At 38.3% G+C, this 19004-nt stretch carries 13 protein-coding genes; 4 read left to right on the top strand and 9 right to left on the bottom strand.

The features are described 5' to 3' along the window. Nucleotides 1-2 precede the first annotated feature (2 nt). The 5 genes from NAG76_11405 to NAG76_11385 form a co-directional block, all read right to left on the bottom strand. Nucleotides 3-968 carry a sugar ABC transporter permease gene (locus NAG76_11405; protein ID URN92507.1) on the bottom strand — a complete coding sequence of 322 codons (966 nt, stop codon included), beginning with the start codon at nt 966-968 and terminating at the stop codon, nt 3-5. Continuing rightward, complete coding sequence (locus tag NAG76_11400) at nt 965-3943, bottom strand: extracellular solute-binding protein (GenBank protein URN92506.1); 2979 nt, start codon at nt 3941-3943, stop codon at nt 965-967. The genes NAG76_11405 and NAG76_11400 overlap by 4 nt, the downstream gene beginning before the upstream one ends. Nucleotides 3944-4040: 97 nt before the next feature. Further along, nucleotides 4041-5441 carry an extracellular solute-binding protein gene (locus NAG76_11395; protein URN92505.1) on the bottom strand — a complete coding sequence of 467 codons (1401 nt, stop codon included), beginning with the start codon at nt 5439-5441 and terminating at the stop codon, nt 4041-4043. Between the two features lie 313 nt (nt 5442-5754). After that, on the bottom strand, nt 5755-7929 hold the full coding sequence (locus NAG76_11390) for a family 43 glycosylhydrolase (protein URN92504.1): 2175 nt from the start codon (nt 7927-7929) through the stop codon (nt 5755-5757). Beyond that, nucleotides 7929-11705, bottom strand: coding sequence for an alpha-L-arabinofuranosidase (locus NAG76_11385; GenBank protein URN92503.1), 3777 nt, complete (start codon nt 11703-11705; stop codon nt 7929-7931). The genes NAG76_11390 and NAG76_11385 overlap by 1 nt, the downstream gene beginning before the upstream one ends. Nucleotides 11706-11957: 252 nt before the next feature. On the opposite strand from NAG76_11385, the gene NAG76_11380 reads away from it, so the two are divergent. Beyond that, entirely contained in the window at nt 11958-12956 is a 999-nt protein-coding gene (locus tag NAG76_11380) for a family 43 glycosylhydrolase (GenBank protein ID URN92502.1), read from the top strand. 151 nt (nt 12957-13107) lie between these two features. On the opposite strand, the gene NAG76_11375 is transcribed toward NAG76_11380, so the two are convergent. Both NAG76_11375 and NAG76_11370 read right to left on the bottom strand, forming a co-directional pair. Then, a complete protein-coding gene (locus NAG76_11375) occupies nt 13108-14061 on the bottom strand; it encodes a helix-turn-helix domain-containing protein (GenBank protein URN92501.1) in 954 nt (317 codons plus the stop codon). Nucleotides 14062-14873: 812 nt separating this feature from the next. Beyond that, on the bottom strand, nt 14874-15389 hold the full coding sequence (locus tag NAG76_11370) for an SRPBCC domain-containing protein (protein ID URN92500.1): 516 nt from the start codon (nt 15387-15389) through the stop codon (nt 14874-14876). A gap of 301 nt (nt 15390-15690) precedes the next feature. On the opposite strand from NAG76_11370, the gene NAG76_11365 reads away from it, so the two are divergent. Next, nucleotides 15691-15870 carry a YjfB family protein gene (locus tag NAG76_11365; GenBank protein URN92499.1) on the top strand — a complete coding sequence of 60 codons (180 nt, stop codon included), beginning with the start codon at nt 15691-15693 and terminating at the stop codon, nt 15868-15870. A gap of 85 nt (nt 15871-15955) precedes the next feature. Here NAG76_11365 and ssuE read toward each other — a convergent pair whose 3' ends face one another. After that, nucleotides 15956-16513, bottom strand: coding sequence for an NADPH-dependent FMN reductase (ssuE, locus tag NAG76_11360; GenBank protein URN92498.1), 558 nt, complete (start codon nt 16511-16513; stop codon nt 15956-15958). Nucleotides 16514-16917: 404 nt separating this feature from the next. On the opposite strand from ssuE, the gene NAG76_11355 reads away from it, so the two are divergent. After that, complete coding sequence (locus tag NAG76_11355; GenBank protein ID URN92497.1) at nt 16918-17226, top strand: metalloregulator ArsR/SmtB family transcription factor; 309 nt, start codon at nt 16918-16920, stop codon at nt 17224-17226. A gap of 100 nt (nt 17227-17326) precedes the next feature. Beyond that, a complete protein-coding gene (locus NAG76_11350; protein URN92496.1) occupies nt 17327-18316 on the top strand; it encodes a cation diffusion facilitator family transporter in 990 nt (329 codons plus the stop codon). 148 nt (nt 18317-18464) lie between these two features. On the opposite strand, the gene NAG76_11345 is transcribed toward NAG76_11350, so the two are convergent. Further along, nucleotides 18465-19004 carry a GNAT family N-acetyltransferase gene (locus NAG76_11345; GenBank protein URN92495.1) on the bottom strand — a complete coding sequence of 180 codons (540 nt, stop codon included), beginning with the start codon at nt 19002-19004 and terminating at the stop codon, nt 18465-18467.

The raw sequence follows: 19004 nt of genomic DNA, 5'->3' as shown, positions 1-19004 counted from the left end.
CATTAATCCCTCCCTAGTATGTTGAAGATAAGTCTATTCAGTCCCATCATTAAAAGGAACAGCACAACCGCGATAGCAGATGCGTAACCCATCTCGAACCTAATAAATGCGTAGTCAAATAAGTGTGTAAGAATGGTATGCCCTGCATACAATGGGCTCGGTAAACCTACCAACTGTATACTTACGTCAAATACTTGGAGAGAAGCAACCACTTGCATAACCGCACCGAACAATAATTGTGGTTTTACAGATGGTATCGTAATGTACCATAATTGCTGCCAACGATTTCGAATGCCATCAATCCCACCCGCTTCATAAAGATCCTTAGGAACGTTTTGCAAACCGGCAAGAAAGGCTAGGAATCCTACCCCCATACTCATCCAAAGTGACACGATAATAATTACCGGTACAATCGACCTTACATCTTGTAGAAACAGAAACGGTTCATCAAAAATACCTAGATTAATTAGCCAGTTATTCAGTAGGCCTTTGCGATCCCCTGCGAAGAGGTAAAGCCATACAACTGACATAGCTGTACCACTCGCAATAGATGGGGCATAGAAACAAAGTGTATAGAAAAAGCGGTATTTCGTTGGGATCTGACTTATGAGCCATGCTAGTAGAAACGCCATAATGTATCCAATTGGCCCGGTAATTACAGCAAATTTTAATGTTATTCCTACTGCTTGCATGAAGATATCATCTTCAACAAACAGTAGTTTATAGTTGGAGAAACCGATAAATTTCGGTGATTCTAATATGTTGTAATATGAGAAGCTTAAAGCTACCGAAATAATAATAGGTACGACGATAAACATAGTAAATAATAGTAAAAACGGTGTCATGAACAGTAGAGATACTTTACTACGTTTCACATCTGCCCAGAATTGCTGAAGCTTTTTCTTAAAGCGAGATTCAGAACGAACAGCGATTGTACTACTATGCGTTGTTGTCTTTTCCGTTATCATTCTGTTGTTCCTCCTTCGCCAGCTAGATCAAGTCCAAATTCTTCACGTTTTTTAGATAGCTCTTTATCAATTTCCTTCACACCATCTTCAACTGACTCACGAACAATTCGTCCACTAAGTACAATTTCATTCCACATATTAGCGATGTAGCGTGTTGTATAGTATCCTCCTAGAACAACTTCACGTTCACGGAACCACTCCCACTGTTCAAGAATCGCTTCAATATCTTGCGCTTGCCAAGGCAATCGTTGCAATGCTTCGACGTTAGCAGTGTTCCAACGTGCCTCAACACCAAGCAATGCTTCAAGCTCTGAACCAAATCTTTCTTGTGCATCTGCACTCGTCCACCATTTCAAGAACTCCCAAGCTTCTGTTTGACGATCGGAACTCTTGAATATAATTCCTGTCTGTGCAAGACCACCTGTTGAACGATTAATTTCCCCATTTTCCTGCTTGATACCAGGCATTGGTTTCATTCCCCACCAACCGGTTAACTCAGGAGCTGCTGTAGACAATAGAATATATGTGGAGTAATCTGCTACCCCTATCGGCATTTCACCTGAACGGAAGCGGTTATAGAAATCAGCTTGCTTCTCAATCTTGTAGTTCGTGAAAAGACCAGTCCACAACTTCATTGCTTTCAAAGCTTCTGGTGAATCAAGAGCAGACTTACTTCCATTCTCAGTATAAAAATCTCCACCATTTTGGAACAAGAATGGAGCAAATTCATTAATGGCTTGTTTCGTATCATTAATAGCATGTGGATAGAAGAAATCCATACCGTTCTGTTGTAGGATTGGAATAAGTTCCATCACATCATCCCAAGTTTCTGGCATTTCATCTTCAGAATAACCAAGCTCTGCCATAATATCTTTACGATAAAACAACATAAAGAAGTTTTGATTTTCAGGTAAAGCGAAATTACCACCATCGTATTTATAAGGAATTAATGCCCCAGGTCTGAACCTAGCTGCAACTTCCTCATAATCGTCAAAGGAACCAAGATCAACTAATGCGTTACGAACCGCAAAGTCTATTGGAACTTCTCCCTCAACACCAAGTGCAACGTCAGGTGCAAGTCCAGATGTATTAGCTAACATTAATAGCTGCATTTGGTTGGCAGGAATAACATTCACATTGACCTTAATACCACTTTCAGGTGTAAAGTCTTCATCAATCATCTGCTTGATAATATCAGCCCAATCACGACCACGAGCAATCCATACATCTAGTACTTCCTCATCCGCGTCATAAACTGTACCAACGCCACCATAGTTATTTGTGAATGTAAGTGCTAGGTCACTAATACTAGTTCCTACACGCACTATAATTGGTGCAGCAGGGCGTGGCCACGCTTGATCTGGTGATTTTACAATAAGGTAGTCAAGTAATAAGCTTTGTTTACTTAGATTGTTGACCCAAAGTCCAAGAGCAGATTGCAACTCTCTGAACTGCAACAGTCTAGCAGGAATAGAACGCGTATCTTTGGACATATCGACAAGTACGCCTCTTGCTTCATACAATGTACTTAATTCTGAGCTTCCTTCTTCTACACCAAATAGTGTCAATAATGTAATAGCATCGTCAATATTCCAAGCCATAGTTTCTAGTCGCTCAATAATGTTAGGAATATTACGTTCAAGTTTCCAATCCGCATTAGGATCGGGGTTAGTGCCAGTAACGCGAATAACTTCGCGAGTTAGTAATGACATTTTCTGAGAAGTATCACTTACTAGCTCAAGTACTTCGCCAAGCTCCCCGACTTGAACTTCCATACGAATCGTATTCGTACCCTTTTCGAGATAGAATAAATAATCTTCTTCATTAGATTGACTCAAATTACTTATTTGCCATTCTTGCTTATATGGGAATGGAACCGAATTCATCTCTTTGAATGGTAATTCACCATTAATATAAATTTTACGTTGTACTGGGAATCCGTTAAGGAACCATTGTCCAAACCGTGCACCTATATTGTATAAACCGCTCTCAGGAACTTCAATTTCCCATTCTGCCCATTGACCACCATCACGCCAGCTCAATCCTCCAAAACTGTTAAGGATTTTCGAGCTACTACTAAATGGTTCCGTATCAGGCTCACGGTCTTCTATTCGTTTTAAAGTTGGATCTGATCTTAGCGTCGATAACTCAGCTTGAAACTTCAAGTTAAACCCCGTCGTTTCTTTATAGCCATTGTTCGCATAAGTTTCAGATACCTCTGCATAATTAGACACTGCTTTTGGTGCGTAGATATGCAACTGTCCAATGGCACCAGGCTCACGGATTGCTTCAATCCGTATTGTATGTGTACCTTTGCTTAGGAAGAAACGGAAGCCTTCTGCTACCTTTGCTTCAGCATCGATAAAATCACGATACTGCCATCCGAATACCTCTTCACGTTTCGGATTGTACTCATTATCTTGATTGTCATACCATGGTTCTCCATACTCTTGCCACATACGTTGGAATTCCACTTGTTTTGCTTGATAGAATGGATATCCTCCATCAACTTGAATACTTCTTACTAATCCTGAACGTTTACCTTCAAGTGCATAATAATCCATCCCAATCTGATAGAAACCATCAGTCAATATAGTTACTTCATACTCTACCCAGCTTTTTTCATCTTGCAGGGCAATAACACTTCCAAATTGACCATCTAAATTCTGTTCAATGCTGGTTCCTTCTGCACTAATTGAACTATACTCAATTGAAGGAATTGTAATATGTTCATCTGGTACATCTGAGAATCCTTGACCAACATAGCTATAGTAGTATTTATAGTAGGATTGCTCTAACAAGTTAGATGAATTTTCATCTTCTAACAATGTCTCTTCATTTATTTCAGTATGGCGTGTTACATCGTTCATAACATTTTGATCAAAACTTCTATTGTTAGCCCACCACAATGCAACTAACGTCAAAACGACTACTATCAATATGGTTCCTGTGTATTTTCTCAAAAATCTTACCAAGCGGTGTCCCCCCAATCATAATCACGTATCTTTTCTCGGTTAAATAGCCCGAATCAAGTCGGGGCGACTTGATTCGGATTACATTACTATTCGATCATTATTTTCCTAGCTCTGTTTTCAACTTAGCAATATCTTCAGCAAGGATAGATTCTGCATCTTCCTTAGCAAGTTGCAAAGTTGTACGAGAGTCAACGTTATTATCTAGTGCGTCAAGAATACGAGGTACCCAGATCCCCCAACCAGCTCCATCAAGCGGGTTAAGACGTTTTGTTGGAGTTTCTGAAGCTAGTTGTTCATAGAATTTGAAATCTTCTTGGCCACCAAGGAATTCGCTAGTGTGGCTAGCATACCAATCTTTTTGTGCAATATCTGTGTAACCAGGTTGGATGGAGTGTTTCGTCCAAATTTTCCAAGCATTTTCAGAACGCATTGCCCATTGTAGGTATACCCATGCTGCTTCTTTATTTTCTGATTGAGAAGGAATTACGAAGCTTGAACCACCGATTGGGTAGTTAATACCGAATGGTAAGTTTGTTGCTCTCCACTTACCAGAAAGTTCAGGGAAGTTTGTTTCAAGGTCACGTGCACCCCAAGAACCAAGTGCCAAACCGATTAATTGACCAGATTGCACTAGAGGTTTACCCTCATCTGTTCCGTAAGGAAGATGTGGTGCCCAGTTCATTTGGTTACCACGTTTTGTATAATCAAGAATGCTAACTAACTTATCATTATCACGAATCCAAGTTAAGCTATCATCGAAATATCCGATTTCATCGCCAGCCCAGTGGATAGGGCCGTCACGCCATTCAAATAGAAACTTCCCATTTGCTGTTGCCGCTTTTGTAAGTGCAAGGAAGTTTTCTGGATCCTTGATGTATTCTCCAAGTTCAGTTGGATCACTTGGGAAACCAAGTTCTTCCATAATATCAGCACGATAGTACCATACACCTGGAGTTGAATCCCAAGGCATACCTAGTAATTCAGTACCATCTGGGCTCATCCAGCGCTCCCAGTTATATGCAGGTACAAACTCTTTATATTTACCAGCGTTATATGGTTCAGCTAGTAGATTTTCTAGTACGCCACCTGTTGCATAACGAGTGAAGTTGCCAACTTCTACTTCAGCGATATCTGGAGCACCAGTACCACTCGCTAACGCCGTTTGTAAGTTATTGTGCAGATCCTCGAAAGGCACAAACACAGGAGTTACTTTAATATTTGGATACTCAGCCATAAATGCTGTTGCTACTTCTTCGAAAATATTTTCGTTAAATACCCACATTGTTACTTCACCAGTTACATCTTTACCGAAATCTTCTACTACAGGAGCAGTTTCTCCGCCCTCAGGAGTAGTACCTTCATTCGTAGTACCTTCATTGTTTGTTACAGGAGTAGTATTGCCGTTATTGCTGCCGCCATTTCCACCTGAACAAGCTGACAATACTAGTATTAATGCAATTAGTACAAACATCATTTTACTAAATTTTGCAAATTTCATTGTTTAACCTCCTATAATTTCTTTTTTAAGAAGCTTTTGATGTGTGACCCCTGATGTTAGTTGATTAACATAATCATTAACGATATTCGACATTTCGCAAATATTTCCGCCTTTTATTAATTTGCAACAGTATTCGGATTACACAATTAATGCAATCGCTTACATATGCTACAAAAAAAGAAAACCTTCTTATTTGCAGGCCTCAAGGGAAGCGTTATTACCTTGTTGGCGTTTATCGTTTATGTCTATGTTAATAGATTACTTATTTATTAATGATTAGTCAATACATAAACGATAAACTTTTAACATTTTTTTATTGGAAACTTTCAACTAACCAAACTTGCCAATCTTTACTATTAATTTGCTCAAACGATAGATTCTCATATTTGTTAGGATCAGCTGAAATAGCAATTGGAGAGACACCTGTCTCCACATTTTTCAAAACATAACTAGCTTCTTCAGAGTATAGGAAATTCCAACGTTGAGAAGGTAAATGCTGCAATTCTAGTTGAACAACTCCACCTGAAGTAGCCGTCATATAATAACCACTTATTGAATTACGAATATAGTAACTACCATCTTCCGCATACTCCAAGGACCAGCCTTGCGCAGGAGTTTTAGTCTCAACATATTGACGATATCCTTCTTCTAGCTTCTTAGAGCCATTATTAGGCTGTAGCATATTACCAGTCTGTCTATTACGGAATGATAACTCTTCACCCTCTGGTAGTGTCGTTAACAGTCGAATATAGGCTATCTCAGCCGAACCATTAACATAAAGCTTAATTTGTTCATTTTTTTCTACATCAATTTCAGCTGAAGCATATTTCCATTCATTTACATTGTTATGAAATATATTAACCATTGTACTAGATTTTCTTGTTTCTAGCTTCATAATTTGTTTATCATTAGCATTTTTGTAAGCAATAGCTACCGTATAACGACCCGATTCAACAGGTAATTCATAAGAATACTCCGTATTATTAGCAGTTAAACCTAACTCATCAAGTAAGGACGTACGACTAAGCGCCATTCCTTGTAACAATTGACCATCACTAGCAGCTAGGTCTACATATGCTAATTCCATATAATCAAGCTCTACTTGCTTCTGGCTGAATGGTAATACTACAGTATTAACTCCTCCTTGTAGTGGAAGGACAACACTTACCTTATTTAAAACTTCCGATTGAGATAGATCGACGGAATAAGTTTGACCATTGACTTCGAGCTTTTGCTTCGTAACATCTCCATTATTAATGTAGGCAACTGTTAATGTGTAGATTCCCGTTGCAGGAGCAATGACTTCATTGATCGTTACTTCTTGTCCACGTTTTTGCCATTGCAATGTAATACCATTGGAAGCTTGTTCATTAGTAATTAGCACATCAGCCGTTCCATCCCAGTAATGTTCAAGTTCAAATCTAGCTTCTCCAGAAGGAGATGGTATTGTATAACCTCTGGACACAGGATCTCCTAAATCTGGTTGACCTTGATCATCATATTGATAGGGTTGGATCCGTATATTTCTAGCTTTGTCACACCCAAAACCTTTGCCTACACCATCTACACCGTGATAGACATGAATAAGCTCTGTGCTATCAGGTGACTCGACAAATGATCCATGACCTGGTCCATAGGCATTAGCATCAGCATTTGAAACGAAGATAGGTTCATGCGTCTTCTCCCATGAAGCAGGATCCATCAGATCACTATTGACGTTAGCGCTTAGCGCTCCCATATTATAATTCGCATCACAGAAGCTTGCCGAATAAGTTATAAATATGCGATCCCTATGCTTAATCACTTGTGGCCCTTCCGTCACACGAGCACCATTAATGATTTCCCAGTCATATTCGGGTTCAGTAAGCATGATTCGACTCTCTGCAATCGTCCATGGATTTTCAAGAGGTGCCATATACAAAGAATTACCTTTTGCTCCCGCACCTGACCACATTATGTACCAAGTTCCTTGATGTTCGAATAATGAAGCATCAATTTGGAACACTTCATGACCTGTCCGAATTTGACCTTTCAGCTCCCATTCACCTTCAAGTGGGTTGTCAGAACTATTCTCTAACACGTACATTCGATGGTCAAAGTCGCTTCCTTCTCTAGCAGCAGAGAAATAGATGTACCATTTTCCATCGATGTTATACATCTCTGGCGCCCATATATTTTTACTCATAATGCCAGTTTCGTTTTTCTCCCAAACTACTATAGGATCTGCATAGGCTAGGCTAGTAACTGTTAAAGCACGACGAACTTCTAATCGATCATACTCAGGTACAGAAGCAATCATGTAGTAGTAGCCATCGCTATGCTCATATATCCATGGATCTGCCCTTTCTAACACGATCGGATTGCTATAGTAAAGTGAGTTCGGATTACTCGTTGAATAGGCGTAATCCGTTGTTTGTGATGCTGAGCTACATCCTGCTAGCACGGTTAGTACTAGCAAGATGATCATAATACGACAACTAGTACGCATTATATAAACTCCAATATTAGAACTTGCACCGAATTAGCTGGAAGTTCTAGTATTGCTTGACCGTCTTGCATAACGTATGTTTGCTCTAATGGAGTTATAAGCTCAGCTGCTTTCTTATTCACATTCGGTGTATGAAGAAGAACAGCATCTCCAGTCAGTTGAATACAACAATATTCTGTTTTCAGTGTTGCTTCTCCAAATCCTATTTGAAGTGGCTTAGCCGTAGCATCTGAATTAACTAGTTTTATATAGATAGCTTTTTCATCACGCGTAATTGAATAGAAAATCTCATTATTATAAGCTTCTAACTTGTACCTTAATGTAGCAATTTCTGGACTTGCTTGCAGATCCCGTTCATTAGATGCAATCGCATGAGTACAGCTTAATTCTTTACCGTTGCTTCCACCGTAGTTGACACTAATTTGATAAGTTTGTCCGTCCAACATTTGTTCGTTATACGCTGCGCGCATATTACCAACCATTGTACTAGAAGAGAAATCTCCAAGCGTATAAGCTTCGATACCTTGTTTGAACACTTTCAACCCTGTAGAACGATTATGCTCTCCTATCACGTATTCAATGACATTAACAGTGGAAGTATCGGCAGCTGTTAATCCGACTCCAACGTAGATCCCGTCACTTCCATTTACTTTTTCGGCGATCACTTTAACACGATAATTACTCCAACTTGGTTCATCTATATATATACCTGCTCGTCCATTTCCAGATGGAACTAAAAGCAAGCCTTCGCCTTCTATCCATTGTTTCTTAGAAGCACTAGATAACCATTGCCACTTGTCGTCTATAGGTTGCGTAAAGTCCTGTTCAAACAATATGTTGTTGCTTTCATTGGAGATGACAGCTACATACTTCAAACTTAATGTCGCCCCAACCGTCGATATCTGAATTCCACCTTGAGGTGCAAGTTGAACAGATTTACCATTGCGATACGTATGATACTGACTAGACAAGACTTGTGTCCCAAGATAACTTGCAAACATTTGTTGTACATAATAGTTAGGCGTGAACCAAATACTTTCGTCGTCAAACCAAATACAATCCGGTGTCCAGCGATACGTTCCATCCGTTAGTACTTTGTTAAATAACGGTGCATATGCTGCAAGTCTAACAACATCAGCATTATTTTCAAATCCTGTCATTACAGCAGCTTCTGCAATTGCGCCTGCTAATGTATTTTTATCATTGGATGCATATTCACCAACGAATACTTTTGACGTCTTCACTTCATCTAGCTGTCCATTTGCATCTATAGCACGATAATAGTAATTGTAACGATCTGCATTACGAAGCAAATAATCGTTCGAACGATAGTAATGCTCATCTACAATCGTATCCATATAATGATCCTGTTGTTCATACCATGTAATGTGCTCTTCTGTACTGCGACATCCATCGGTAAATGCAATCACCTCTGACCCTTCATATGCACCACTTATAAATTTCCAACCTTGTTGATAAGCATCGTCATCAGCTTGTGCACCTACTGTAGATATAATCGTCAGTGGATGGGATGGATAATTCTCTTGCATATAATGATCTATCGCAACTTTGAATTTTTCAAAGTTAGCAAAGAATTCAGTACCCCAGTTCTCGTTACCTACACCTAGATAGCGAAGATCAAACGGCGCTGGATGACCCATAGCTTTGCGCATTTGCGCCCATTCATTATGTTCAAAGTCCTCACTAATCGCAAAATCAATGAGATCTGTGAAGTTCTTAATATAGTAATCTCGCAAAGCTCCACCAGCGGGATTAGCATAATCTGAGCGAGCTTGGCATAATACACCACACGCCATAACTGGTAGTGGAGTTGCATTCAAATCTTCGGCTAATTGGAAGTATTCCATATAACCTAAACCTAAGGTCATCATATATCCCCAAACATTGAAATTCTCTTTTCGAGTTTCAACATCGCCTACAGAATGTTTCCAATCATAGACATTATCCCATACATGAGATCCTTCAGATATGCATCCGCCAGGGAATCGTAAGAAACTTGGCTTCATATTCTGCAGAGCTACAACCATATCTTTACGAAGTCGATAGTTAGCATTACCTTTATAATTTAATTGTGCAGTAGCTGAACCTACCTCACTTGTAGCTCCCCACACGTTTTGAGGGAATAAAGAAATCATATCGATAGCAATGGTTTGATCGAAATGAAGTGATATTTGACCGAGTGTCGTTGTCTTAGCTTTAAGTTCAAGCTGAGGTGTTACCCCGTATTTATGCCATTGACCGTCTCCAATTATTGCAATCATTAATGCATCACTAATCGGTTGAACTGCATCATCTAATAATTGAACTGTTATCGAGCCAGCCGCTTCTGCTTTGGCCCATATTGTAAAGTTATAATTTTCTCCGCTAATGAATGACATCGCACAGTAATGGTTACTATCATTAAACCCACGATTGAACAACTTTGCTTTAGCAGATACCGTTACGTACGTGTTATTCACGTCTGCATCAGTAATACTAAAATACTCATTGAGACCACCGCTTTGTTCAACTGTTACGAGATTAAGATCACCATACCAACCATCAAGCGGTGTGCGCTTTCTACCTGTAGAGTGAGCATTTTCCCCACATACATGAGAGAAACTATCGAAAGTGAACGATTCAAATGAGCGATTGCGGATAAGTTCTGCATATATACCACCATCTGCAGCGTTATTAATATCTTCATAAAAAAGCCCATACATAACCGGACTTACTTCAACACCTTTACTTTCAGTATCAACGATTATCTCATATGGAATCGTAGAAGTTGGCAGTACTGATAGTTCGAATGTCTTGCCAATCGATGATTGACCACGAATTAATTTGGCAGTAAGTGTTACACCATAAGCTTCAGATAAATGTGCATTTACTTCACCGTCATGTTGTAATACATTCGGATTAGAAGAAGTCCATTCAATAGTTATTTGACCGTTAAGAATAGAAGTTGGCAACGCTATAGATTTGGTAATGATAAGGCCATTCAATGCTAAATCTTGCTCAGCAGCAATATCAACAAGCTGCTCGTCACTTAACGATTCGCACATCATATCTACAATTTCTGCATGTGATAATACACAGTTATATACTCGGAAATCTGTGAATGCGCCATGAAAATTATGATCTGCATCGAATTGAGAATGCCCAATATAGTTATTGCAGTAGGTATCAGAATGATCAAAAGCAGCAATCCATTCTCTATATTTCAAATACGTTCCACTAGTTGTTTGGCTTATTGAACCATCAGCAACCATTTCCCCGTTCACGTAAAGAATAGGACCAGCATTACTAACGGTAGCACCTTCAGTTCCTGAAACGGTCATCGCAATATGAATCCACTCACCTGTAGCCAATGATTTATTCGGGTCAACCGCGATATCAGATCCACCAAAGCAAACACCTCGTAAATTACGAGTTAGGAATAAATAAGGGCCTTGAGGACCTGCACCAAAGTCAAATAATCTTTCCCATACACTTTGTCCTGGAAATAGATAGATCCAACTTGTTACAGTCAGACCCGTGTAATCATTAACCGTTGATAATAACGTAGATGGTAATTGTAAATAGCTACTACCATGCTTACCTCCCGCGAGCGTAACTGCTTCTCTACCTTCAATTGTCACATGTTGAGGTATTACATTTTCACCGTAAGCGATTGCATGATTCTTGTATATAGAACTGTCATAACCAACTTTTTGAGATGTTTCACACTTGTATTGAACAAGTAGTTTTTCATTGTTAATAGTATTTCCCATCATATTCACCCACCATAGTTTATAATGATATCGTTAATAAATAAGCTAACTAATTAACCTATATGCGAATTATTTTAACCCAGACCCTATTTCATTTCAATAGTTTTCTAATAAAAAATAGTGCGCGGCCTCATAATTACAAACCTTTTTTCCTTAAATTTATAAAACCCACTAGACAAAGGAGACAGTTTATGTGATATTAATATTATTGTGAATACTTAATACTTTTATTAACTTTATAGTAAGGAGGACTGTATGACTAACATTTCTACAACTGAATATGTAAATCCAATCGTTCCCCAACGCGCTGATCCATGGATTTACAAACATTCAGACGACTACTATTACTTTACTGGATCAGTTCCTAGCTATGATTGCATTGAACTACGACGTTCAAAAACCATTAATGGTCTTGCTGATGCAGAACCTATCGTTTGTTGGCGTAAATATGAAACAGGTCCCATGAGTGCAAATATTTGGGCCCCAGAAATTCATTACATTGATAACAAATGGTATATTTACTTCGCGGCAGCACGCACCGCTGAAACAAACGAAGGATTATTTGATCATCGTATGTTCGCATTAGAATGTGAAGCAAGTAACCCACTAGAAGGTCCTTGGGTAGAAAAGGGACAAGTGACAACGAATTGGGAATCGTTTTCATTAGATGCCACATCCTTTGAACATCGTGGACAACAATACTATGTATGGGCTCAAAAAGACCCTAAAATTGCAGGTAACTCTAATCTATATATAGCACCAATGATTAATCCTTGGACTCTTTCAACTAATCAAGTTTGTATCTCTATTCCTGAATATGAATGGGAAAAAATCGGATTCTTAGTTAATGAAGGCGCTGCTATATTGAAACGTAACGGTAAAATCTTTATGACTTATTCTGCTAGTGCAACTGACCATCATTATTGCATGGGATTGCTTTGGGCAGATGAGGATAGTAATTTGCTTGATCCACGTTCATGGAACAAGTCACCTGCACCTATCTTCGGTACGCATGAGAAATTGTCTATCTTTGGACCAGGACATAATAGTTTCACCGTAGCAGAAGATGGCGTTACTGATTTGATCGTATACCATGCACGTAATTATAAGGAAATAGTCGGGGATCCATTGTATGATCCTAATCGTCATGCTTGCGTTCAACCTATTACGTGGACACCTTCTGGTTTTCCAGACCTAGGTAGACCAGTTCAGAAATCTTTTCTTCCAGTTAATGATACTAAACTAGCTCTCTAATAAAAGTAATTAGTAATAAAATTTGTGCCCTACACAAAAAACGCATCCTTAACCACAGTTCAAGTGGAAAAGATGCGTTTTTTGTTTGCTTCTAAATTCTCATATAAATCTAATAATCTATCAATCTATTCACATGAGTACACTTCGATTACTAACTTTTCGTCACTTCAACTATTTCTGCTTCCGTCAAACGACGATCATAATAAAGCTTAAACACTATGTCCTGATTATAGTTACCAAAACCGCTACCAAACAGCGTTACTCCTCCTACATTTTCTGCATCTTCTAGTACAGAAATACGGAATTTCCACTGCTTCAAGTCAAGATCAAGGCTTGATAATTTAACATCTGAAATTTGGGTACCATCAATAAAGGTACCTTCCTCATTAATTTTCAACATCTTCAGTAATCCATACTGATTAATTTCATCCCACCACCAGTCAGGTGTGTAGCGACCACGTTGTTTGTCACCACCAAAGTCACCAGGACTTGTCCATTTTCCAATATCTATACCATTCAATGTAAAGGTAATATCTGATGGCCAATTCTCATTGGCAAATGGCGCTTCCGATGAAATTTCCATTGAAATCTCTAACTCAAGTGGATTTTCATTTTTATTCAAATAATTAGCTAAACGGTATTCAACAAACCCCTGTCCGAACCATAATATTTTGGCATTTACTCTTTCAGGTTCAAGAAAAGCACGAGGCTCATCAAACATCCCTAGTACTTTAACACTTGTTGCCAAACCACAAGTTGGAGTCACCTCAAAGTCTGTATAGTGTCCTACTGATACTTCTGTCACATGACAATCACGGAAAACACTTTCAATCTTAGGAGGGAAAATGATCTCGATAGAGTCAGTAACAAGTGTACATACTTTTTTGGCTCCTCCTTTACCCGGTTGCATAGAAGATTTGATAATACCTGCACGCTCAAGTTTCTTAACGTGCATCGTCATAATTGCACTACTTAGATGCATAGCATCTGCAAGTTCTTTAATATTCATGGACTTCACAGCCAGATGTCGAATCATTTCAATTCGTACATTACTAGCTAGAGCCTCATATACAGGCAATGAATGTTGTGAAATATCTATTTTCATTAAATACCACCCTATCAATAACGATTATATTAATAATATACATTGTTGTTAATCAAAATACAAATGTAATCGCATTCAATTTTATGCATTATATTACATTTTACTATATATGTAATAGTTTGTAACCTATTATCATGCAAGTAACGATGCGAGCACTATCGCAGTTTCAATCCAGGGAGTGTGCAGTTAACGCTGGCGGACTATCGCTGTTCCAATCGCCGTTGCACTCGGATTTATTGTATTACTTATAGAGGTATAAATCCGTGTGCAAAAACGACCGCTTTCGCTTTTCCACGAGCGATCAGTCCCCTCCGCTCTACTTTGTAGCATATGATAGTAAAGCTTCGAGCCTTTTCGTTCAGCTTCGCAGGCAATAAAAAAAGAGTAGAATACTAGTTATACGATGGTATAGCTAGTATTCTACTCTTTTCTAGGGATGACTTTTTTAATGTACTTCACTTTTTTTAAGCCTGCTTTCGCAATCTGAGAAAATGGAGCGCTAGTGTTCCCAAGTTCGCTTCATATTCGACGCCGATTAAGCTACGTTAGCATCGTCATCGTTATCAAAGTCCGCTTTTTGAACTACTTCTTATAATAAAAGTTCAAAAAGCGGAATTTCAGAATCGAGAAGATGAAGCGCTACTTGCGGAAGGAGGAAACGCAAGTGTACGTGGTTGGTACACGCGTACCTACAATGTTTCTGCAAGAAACATACATCGGAAGCTTACGCTAGTGTTCCCAAGTTCGCTTCATATTCGATGTCGAATATGCTACGTCAGCATCGTCATCGTTATCAAATTCCGCTTATTGAACTACTTCTTCAAGTAATTATTAAGCTTACTCCATGTCTCAGTAATCCCCACCACAACCCCCATCTGCATCACTTGATCTAATTCTTCTTTCGATGTAAACTCTGCCACACTACGAACTTTAGTGTATTTGGCTTGTGGCTCAAAAGTAAGTGTAACTAATGTTTCGGGTAGATTCGGATCAATATTACCTTCTGCATCTGAGAAACAATCTCGATATACAAGTTTATTAGGTGCATCTATCTCAACATAGATTGCTTTTCCCCAAGATTCTTGTCCGAAATACTCCTTACTTTCATCCTGACACGTCATACAGAAATGCCAAGCTCCACCTGGTTGTAAATCCACCTCACAGAAGGTTAATCCCCAACCATTTGGTCCCCACCATTGTGACAATATATCTCTATCGGTAAATGCCTTATAGACAACATCCGGCGATGCTGGAAATAGTTGCTCTAGATGTAGCTTATTATCTTTCACTCTTGAGGAAATAGAACCAATCTTACTTCGTTTTAACATAATGAATTCCTCCAAATTTTATAAGGGCTAAGTTTCTAATTTCAATCGGACTTAATTCAAATTCAGTCTCGAAGATCATACATATTCTAACATAAAACTATACCTTATACGAAATTTGGACGGTATCATACTTACCATAATATTTAGTTGATGTGTGTTATTTGAAAGCTAATTCGACAATTTATTCTAACTAAATACAATTTATTATCCGATAAACATGATAAGCATTGCTTTCGGTGTTACTTTTCGTTCGCGTGAAGTAAATCGAGATGTCAACGAAAAGTTTTAGGAGGGGATTTTATTGGATATTGCAGCAGCATCAACCGCTAACAGTCTTGCTAATGTGCAATCTCAGCTACAAGTTGGATTGCTAAAAAAGTCATTAAACCTTAGTAAAGACCTTACTTCTCAGCTATTCACTAAAGTTCTTGAAGGTAGCCTTGATCCTAATTTAGGTAAAAGTTTAGACATTAAAGTCTAAGTAACTACAATAAAGAGCGCATCATGGTTATCATGATGCGCTCTTTATTGTAATAAAATCATTGGATTCTTTCACTAAGATATTACTATTGCAAGACGGTTACATTTAGTTGTAGCTTTAATAATTGTTCATGCAACTGATTAGTAGCCAATGTTAATCGATCCACTAAAGACTCCTTCAAATGGTAACCACCTTCTTCTAATCGGTCTACCCATTCATCGATCGCAAACACACCAGGTAGAATTGTATATCCTCCAAGTATATGCACTAGTGGTTTTAACGAATATTCTATCGCTAACAGATGAGCAAGTGTGCCTCCAATAAATAACGGAAGCGTGATCTTGTTCTCGAACCCTTTTTGCGGTAATAAATCAAGATAAGCTTTCAAAATTCCAGTATATGCAGCTTTATAGACTGGACTTGCGATAATGATAGCATCAGCTTGTGCAACTAACTCATTTGCAGCAATTATTTCACTATTTCTAAAGTTCGCTCTAACCAAAGCATCCGCAGGTAATTCGGATACATTAATATGTTTAACTTCATGTCCCTCAACTTCAAGCTGATTCGTAACATGATCTGTTAATGCAAATAAACGTGAATTATCTGTTGGACTACCTGAAATAATTACAATTTTACTCATTGATGATCTCCTCCTAAATCTTTTCATAAACGCTCTAAATCACTTCTCCAGCTATGAAAAGTCACTTCGAAAGCATAGAGCATATCTTTTCATAAACCTAAAAATAAGGACAACTAGAACATGCCGATTAGGCATCTCTGGCTGTCCAGTAGATACTAAACATTATTTTTCCGACTTATTCACTATGATTACTTATGTTAATACTCAAAAGTAAATATGTCAATTCGTTATTGTAGCTTTTCATTACTTTTACACATTGGAATGATTGGAATAATATCACATCTACTCGTGAACACTATGGCTGAATTGTTAGGTCAAATAATGATTGACTTGCTGATATAACTGTGTTTTACTATATATGAGCATATGCTCATATATAGTAAAACATTGGAATGAGGTGCCCTATGGACAGTCAACATCATAAATACTTGCACGAGGATTCGATAGACAAAGTCGCCCAAATATTTAAAGCCATTTCCGATCCAACTCGCATCAAAATATTATATATGTTATCTCAAGAAGAATGTTCCGTTAGTCATATTACAGAAATACTATCCATTTCACAATCAGCCGTGTCTCACCAACTTAGCCTTTTGAAAACTTTAAGATTAGTGAAAACTCGTCGCGAAGGTACATCAATCATCTATTCCTGTGATGATGAGCACGTAATATCACTCTTGAAGCAAGCCATTGAGCATGCAGAACACCACTAATAAAATCAAATTAAAAGTTAGATCCATACTTTCGGGGTTACTTTTCACCTCAGAAGTAGTAACTCGAGAAGTTAATGAAAAGTTTTAGGAGGGATATAACATGAGTACTAAAAAATCAGATTCTCATAGTAGTTACGATCATAATCAAACTAATGCTCATACACACGATCACCACCATGACCATGATCACAGTCATGGACTACATCATCATCACGGCGATATCGAAGGTAATCGTAAAGGTCTCATCATCGCACTTATTATTACAGCAAGTATTATGGTACTTGAATTTTTCGGAGGATTAATAACGAATAGCCTCGCCTTATTATCAGATAGTGGACATATGCTTAGTGACGCTAGCTCACTATTGTTCAGCTTAATCGCATTTTATTTTGCAGCTAAAGCCGCATCTCCCAAACGCACGTATGGATTTCATCGTTTTGAAATATTAGCAGCACTATTAAACGGTGCAACACTATTCTTTGTTGCTGGCATTATTATCGTAGAAGCATTTAAAAGGTTTGTTGAGCCACCAACCGTTGCTAGTGGTTCCATGATTCTCATCGCTTGTATTGGTTTATTAGCTAACTTACTATCAGCATATTTCCTAATGAGAAAAGGCGATGTGAAAAATAACATTAATATGCGTAGTGCGTATCTACATGTCATTGGAGATGCACTCGGTTCAGTAGGTGCCATTGTGGCAGGAGTAATTATGTTAGCATTCAAATGGTATTATGCAGATCCGATTATTAGTGTCATCGTTGCACTCCTTATTCTTCGCGGTGCTTGGGGAGTATTGAAGCAAGCTGTGCATATCTTAATGGAAGGTACTCCCTATCACATTGATCAAGCCAAAGTGCTTGAATCATTAGGTCAAATCCCTCATGTATTAGAAGTACATGACTTGCATATATGGACTATAACTTCTAATCTCGAAGCATTAAGTTGTCATCTCGTAATTGAAGAGCATGCTGATCAACAAGCTGTACTACAACAAGCATTAGCTCTTATTGCTAGTAAATTTGCCATTGAGCACTCAACGATACAAATTGAGACGCCATCCTTTAGTCATGAGCCCCTTAAAGTTTAGTCTGCAATTCTATGAACATTAAAATAAGGTGGATATTCGAAAACAGAACAGCTCCCGAATATCCACCTTATTTATTTTTACTGTTGTGTTGTATGGCTGACCTCCACCATTCTAAAATCCCTTTATCTAATAAAACGGACACTTCGTCCTAAAAATTATTCCAACTCACCTCATACCTTTCCTCAATAAAACAGTTGGTTGCTAACTGTTCAGGACACCAGATCATACTGCTATTCCAGTCTTGAACGGATACTAAGGCAAACCCCAAATGTATATACCATTGCTTCGCATGATTCGTATTTTCAACAGAAAGCTCAATCGATTTATGCTGTTGCCCAGCATTCCTCTGTAGAAATCGCAATACTGAGGTTCCAATACCTAGTCCCTGCATATTAGACGTAATAATGAGATTTACAATTCTAATGCTACTGGTTTGCTCATCTAATTGAATAACACCAATTGGTTGCTCAGCTTGATATATCATATAGGTCTTCAAATTATCAAATTGCTGTTTGTATGATCTTTGTTGTATGTCATATTGTGAGGAAAGAAATAGTAAGGCTTGAGGGTTGCTCCAGCCCCATGCAGCCATTTCGACTGCACGGGTTGAAACAAACAAAGAGAAAAGAAATTCGTGTTGTATTTGATTTTCGTCTATAAGTTCAATCAATTGAATTGTATTGATCAT

The organism is Candidatus Pristimantibacillus lignocellulolyticus, from assembly GCA_023639215.1.
GTDB lineage: Bacteria > Bacillota > Bacilli > Paenibacillales > Paenibacillaceae > Pristimantibacillus > Pristimantibacillus lignocellulolyticus.
This window is presented reverse-complemented; position numbering and strand designations above follow the sequence as displayed.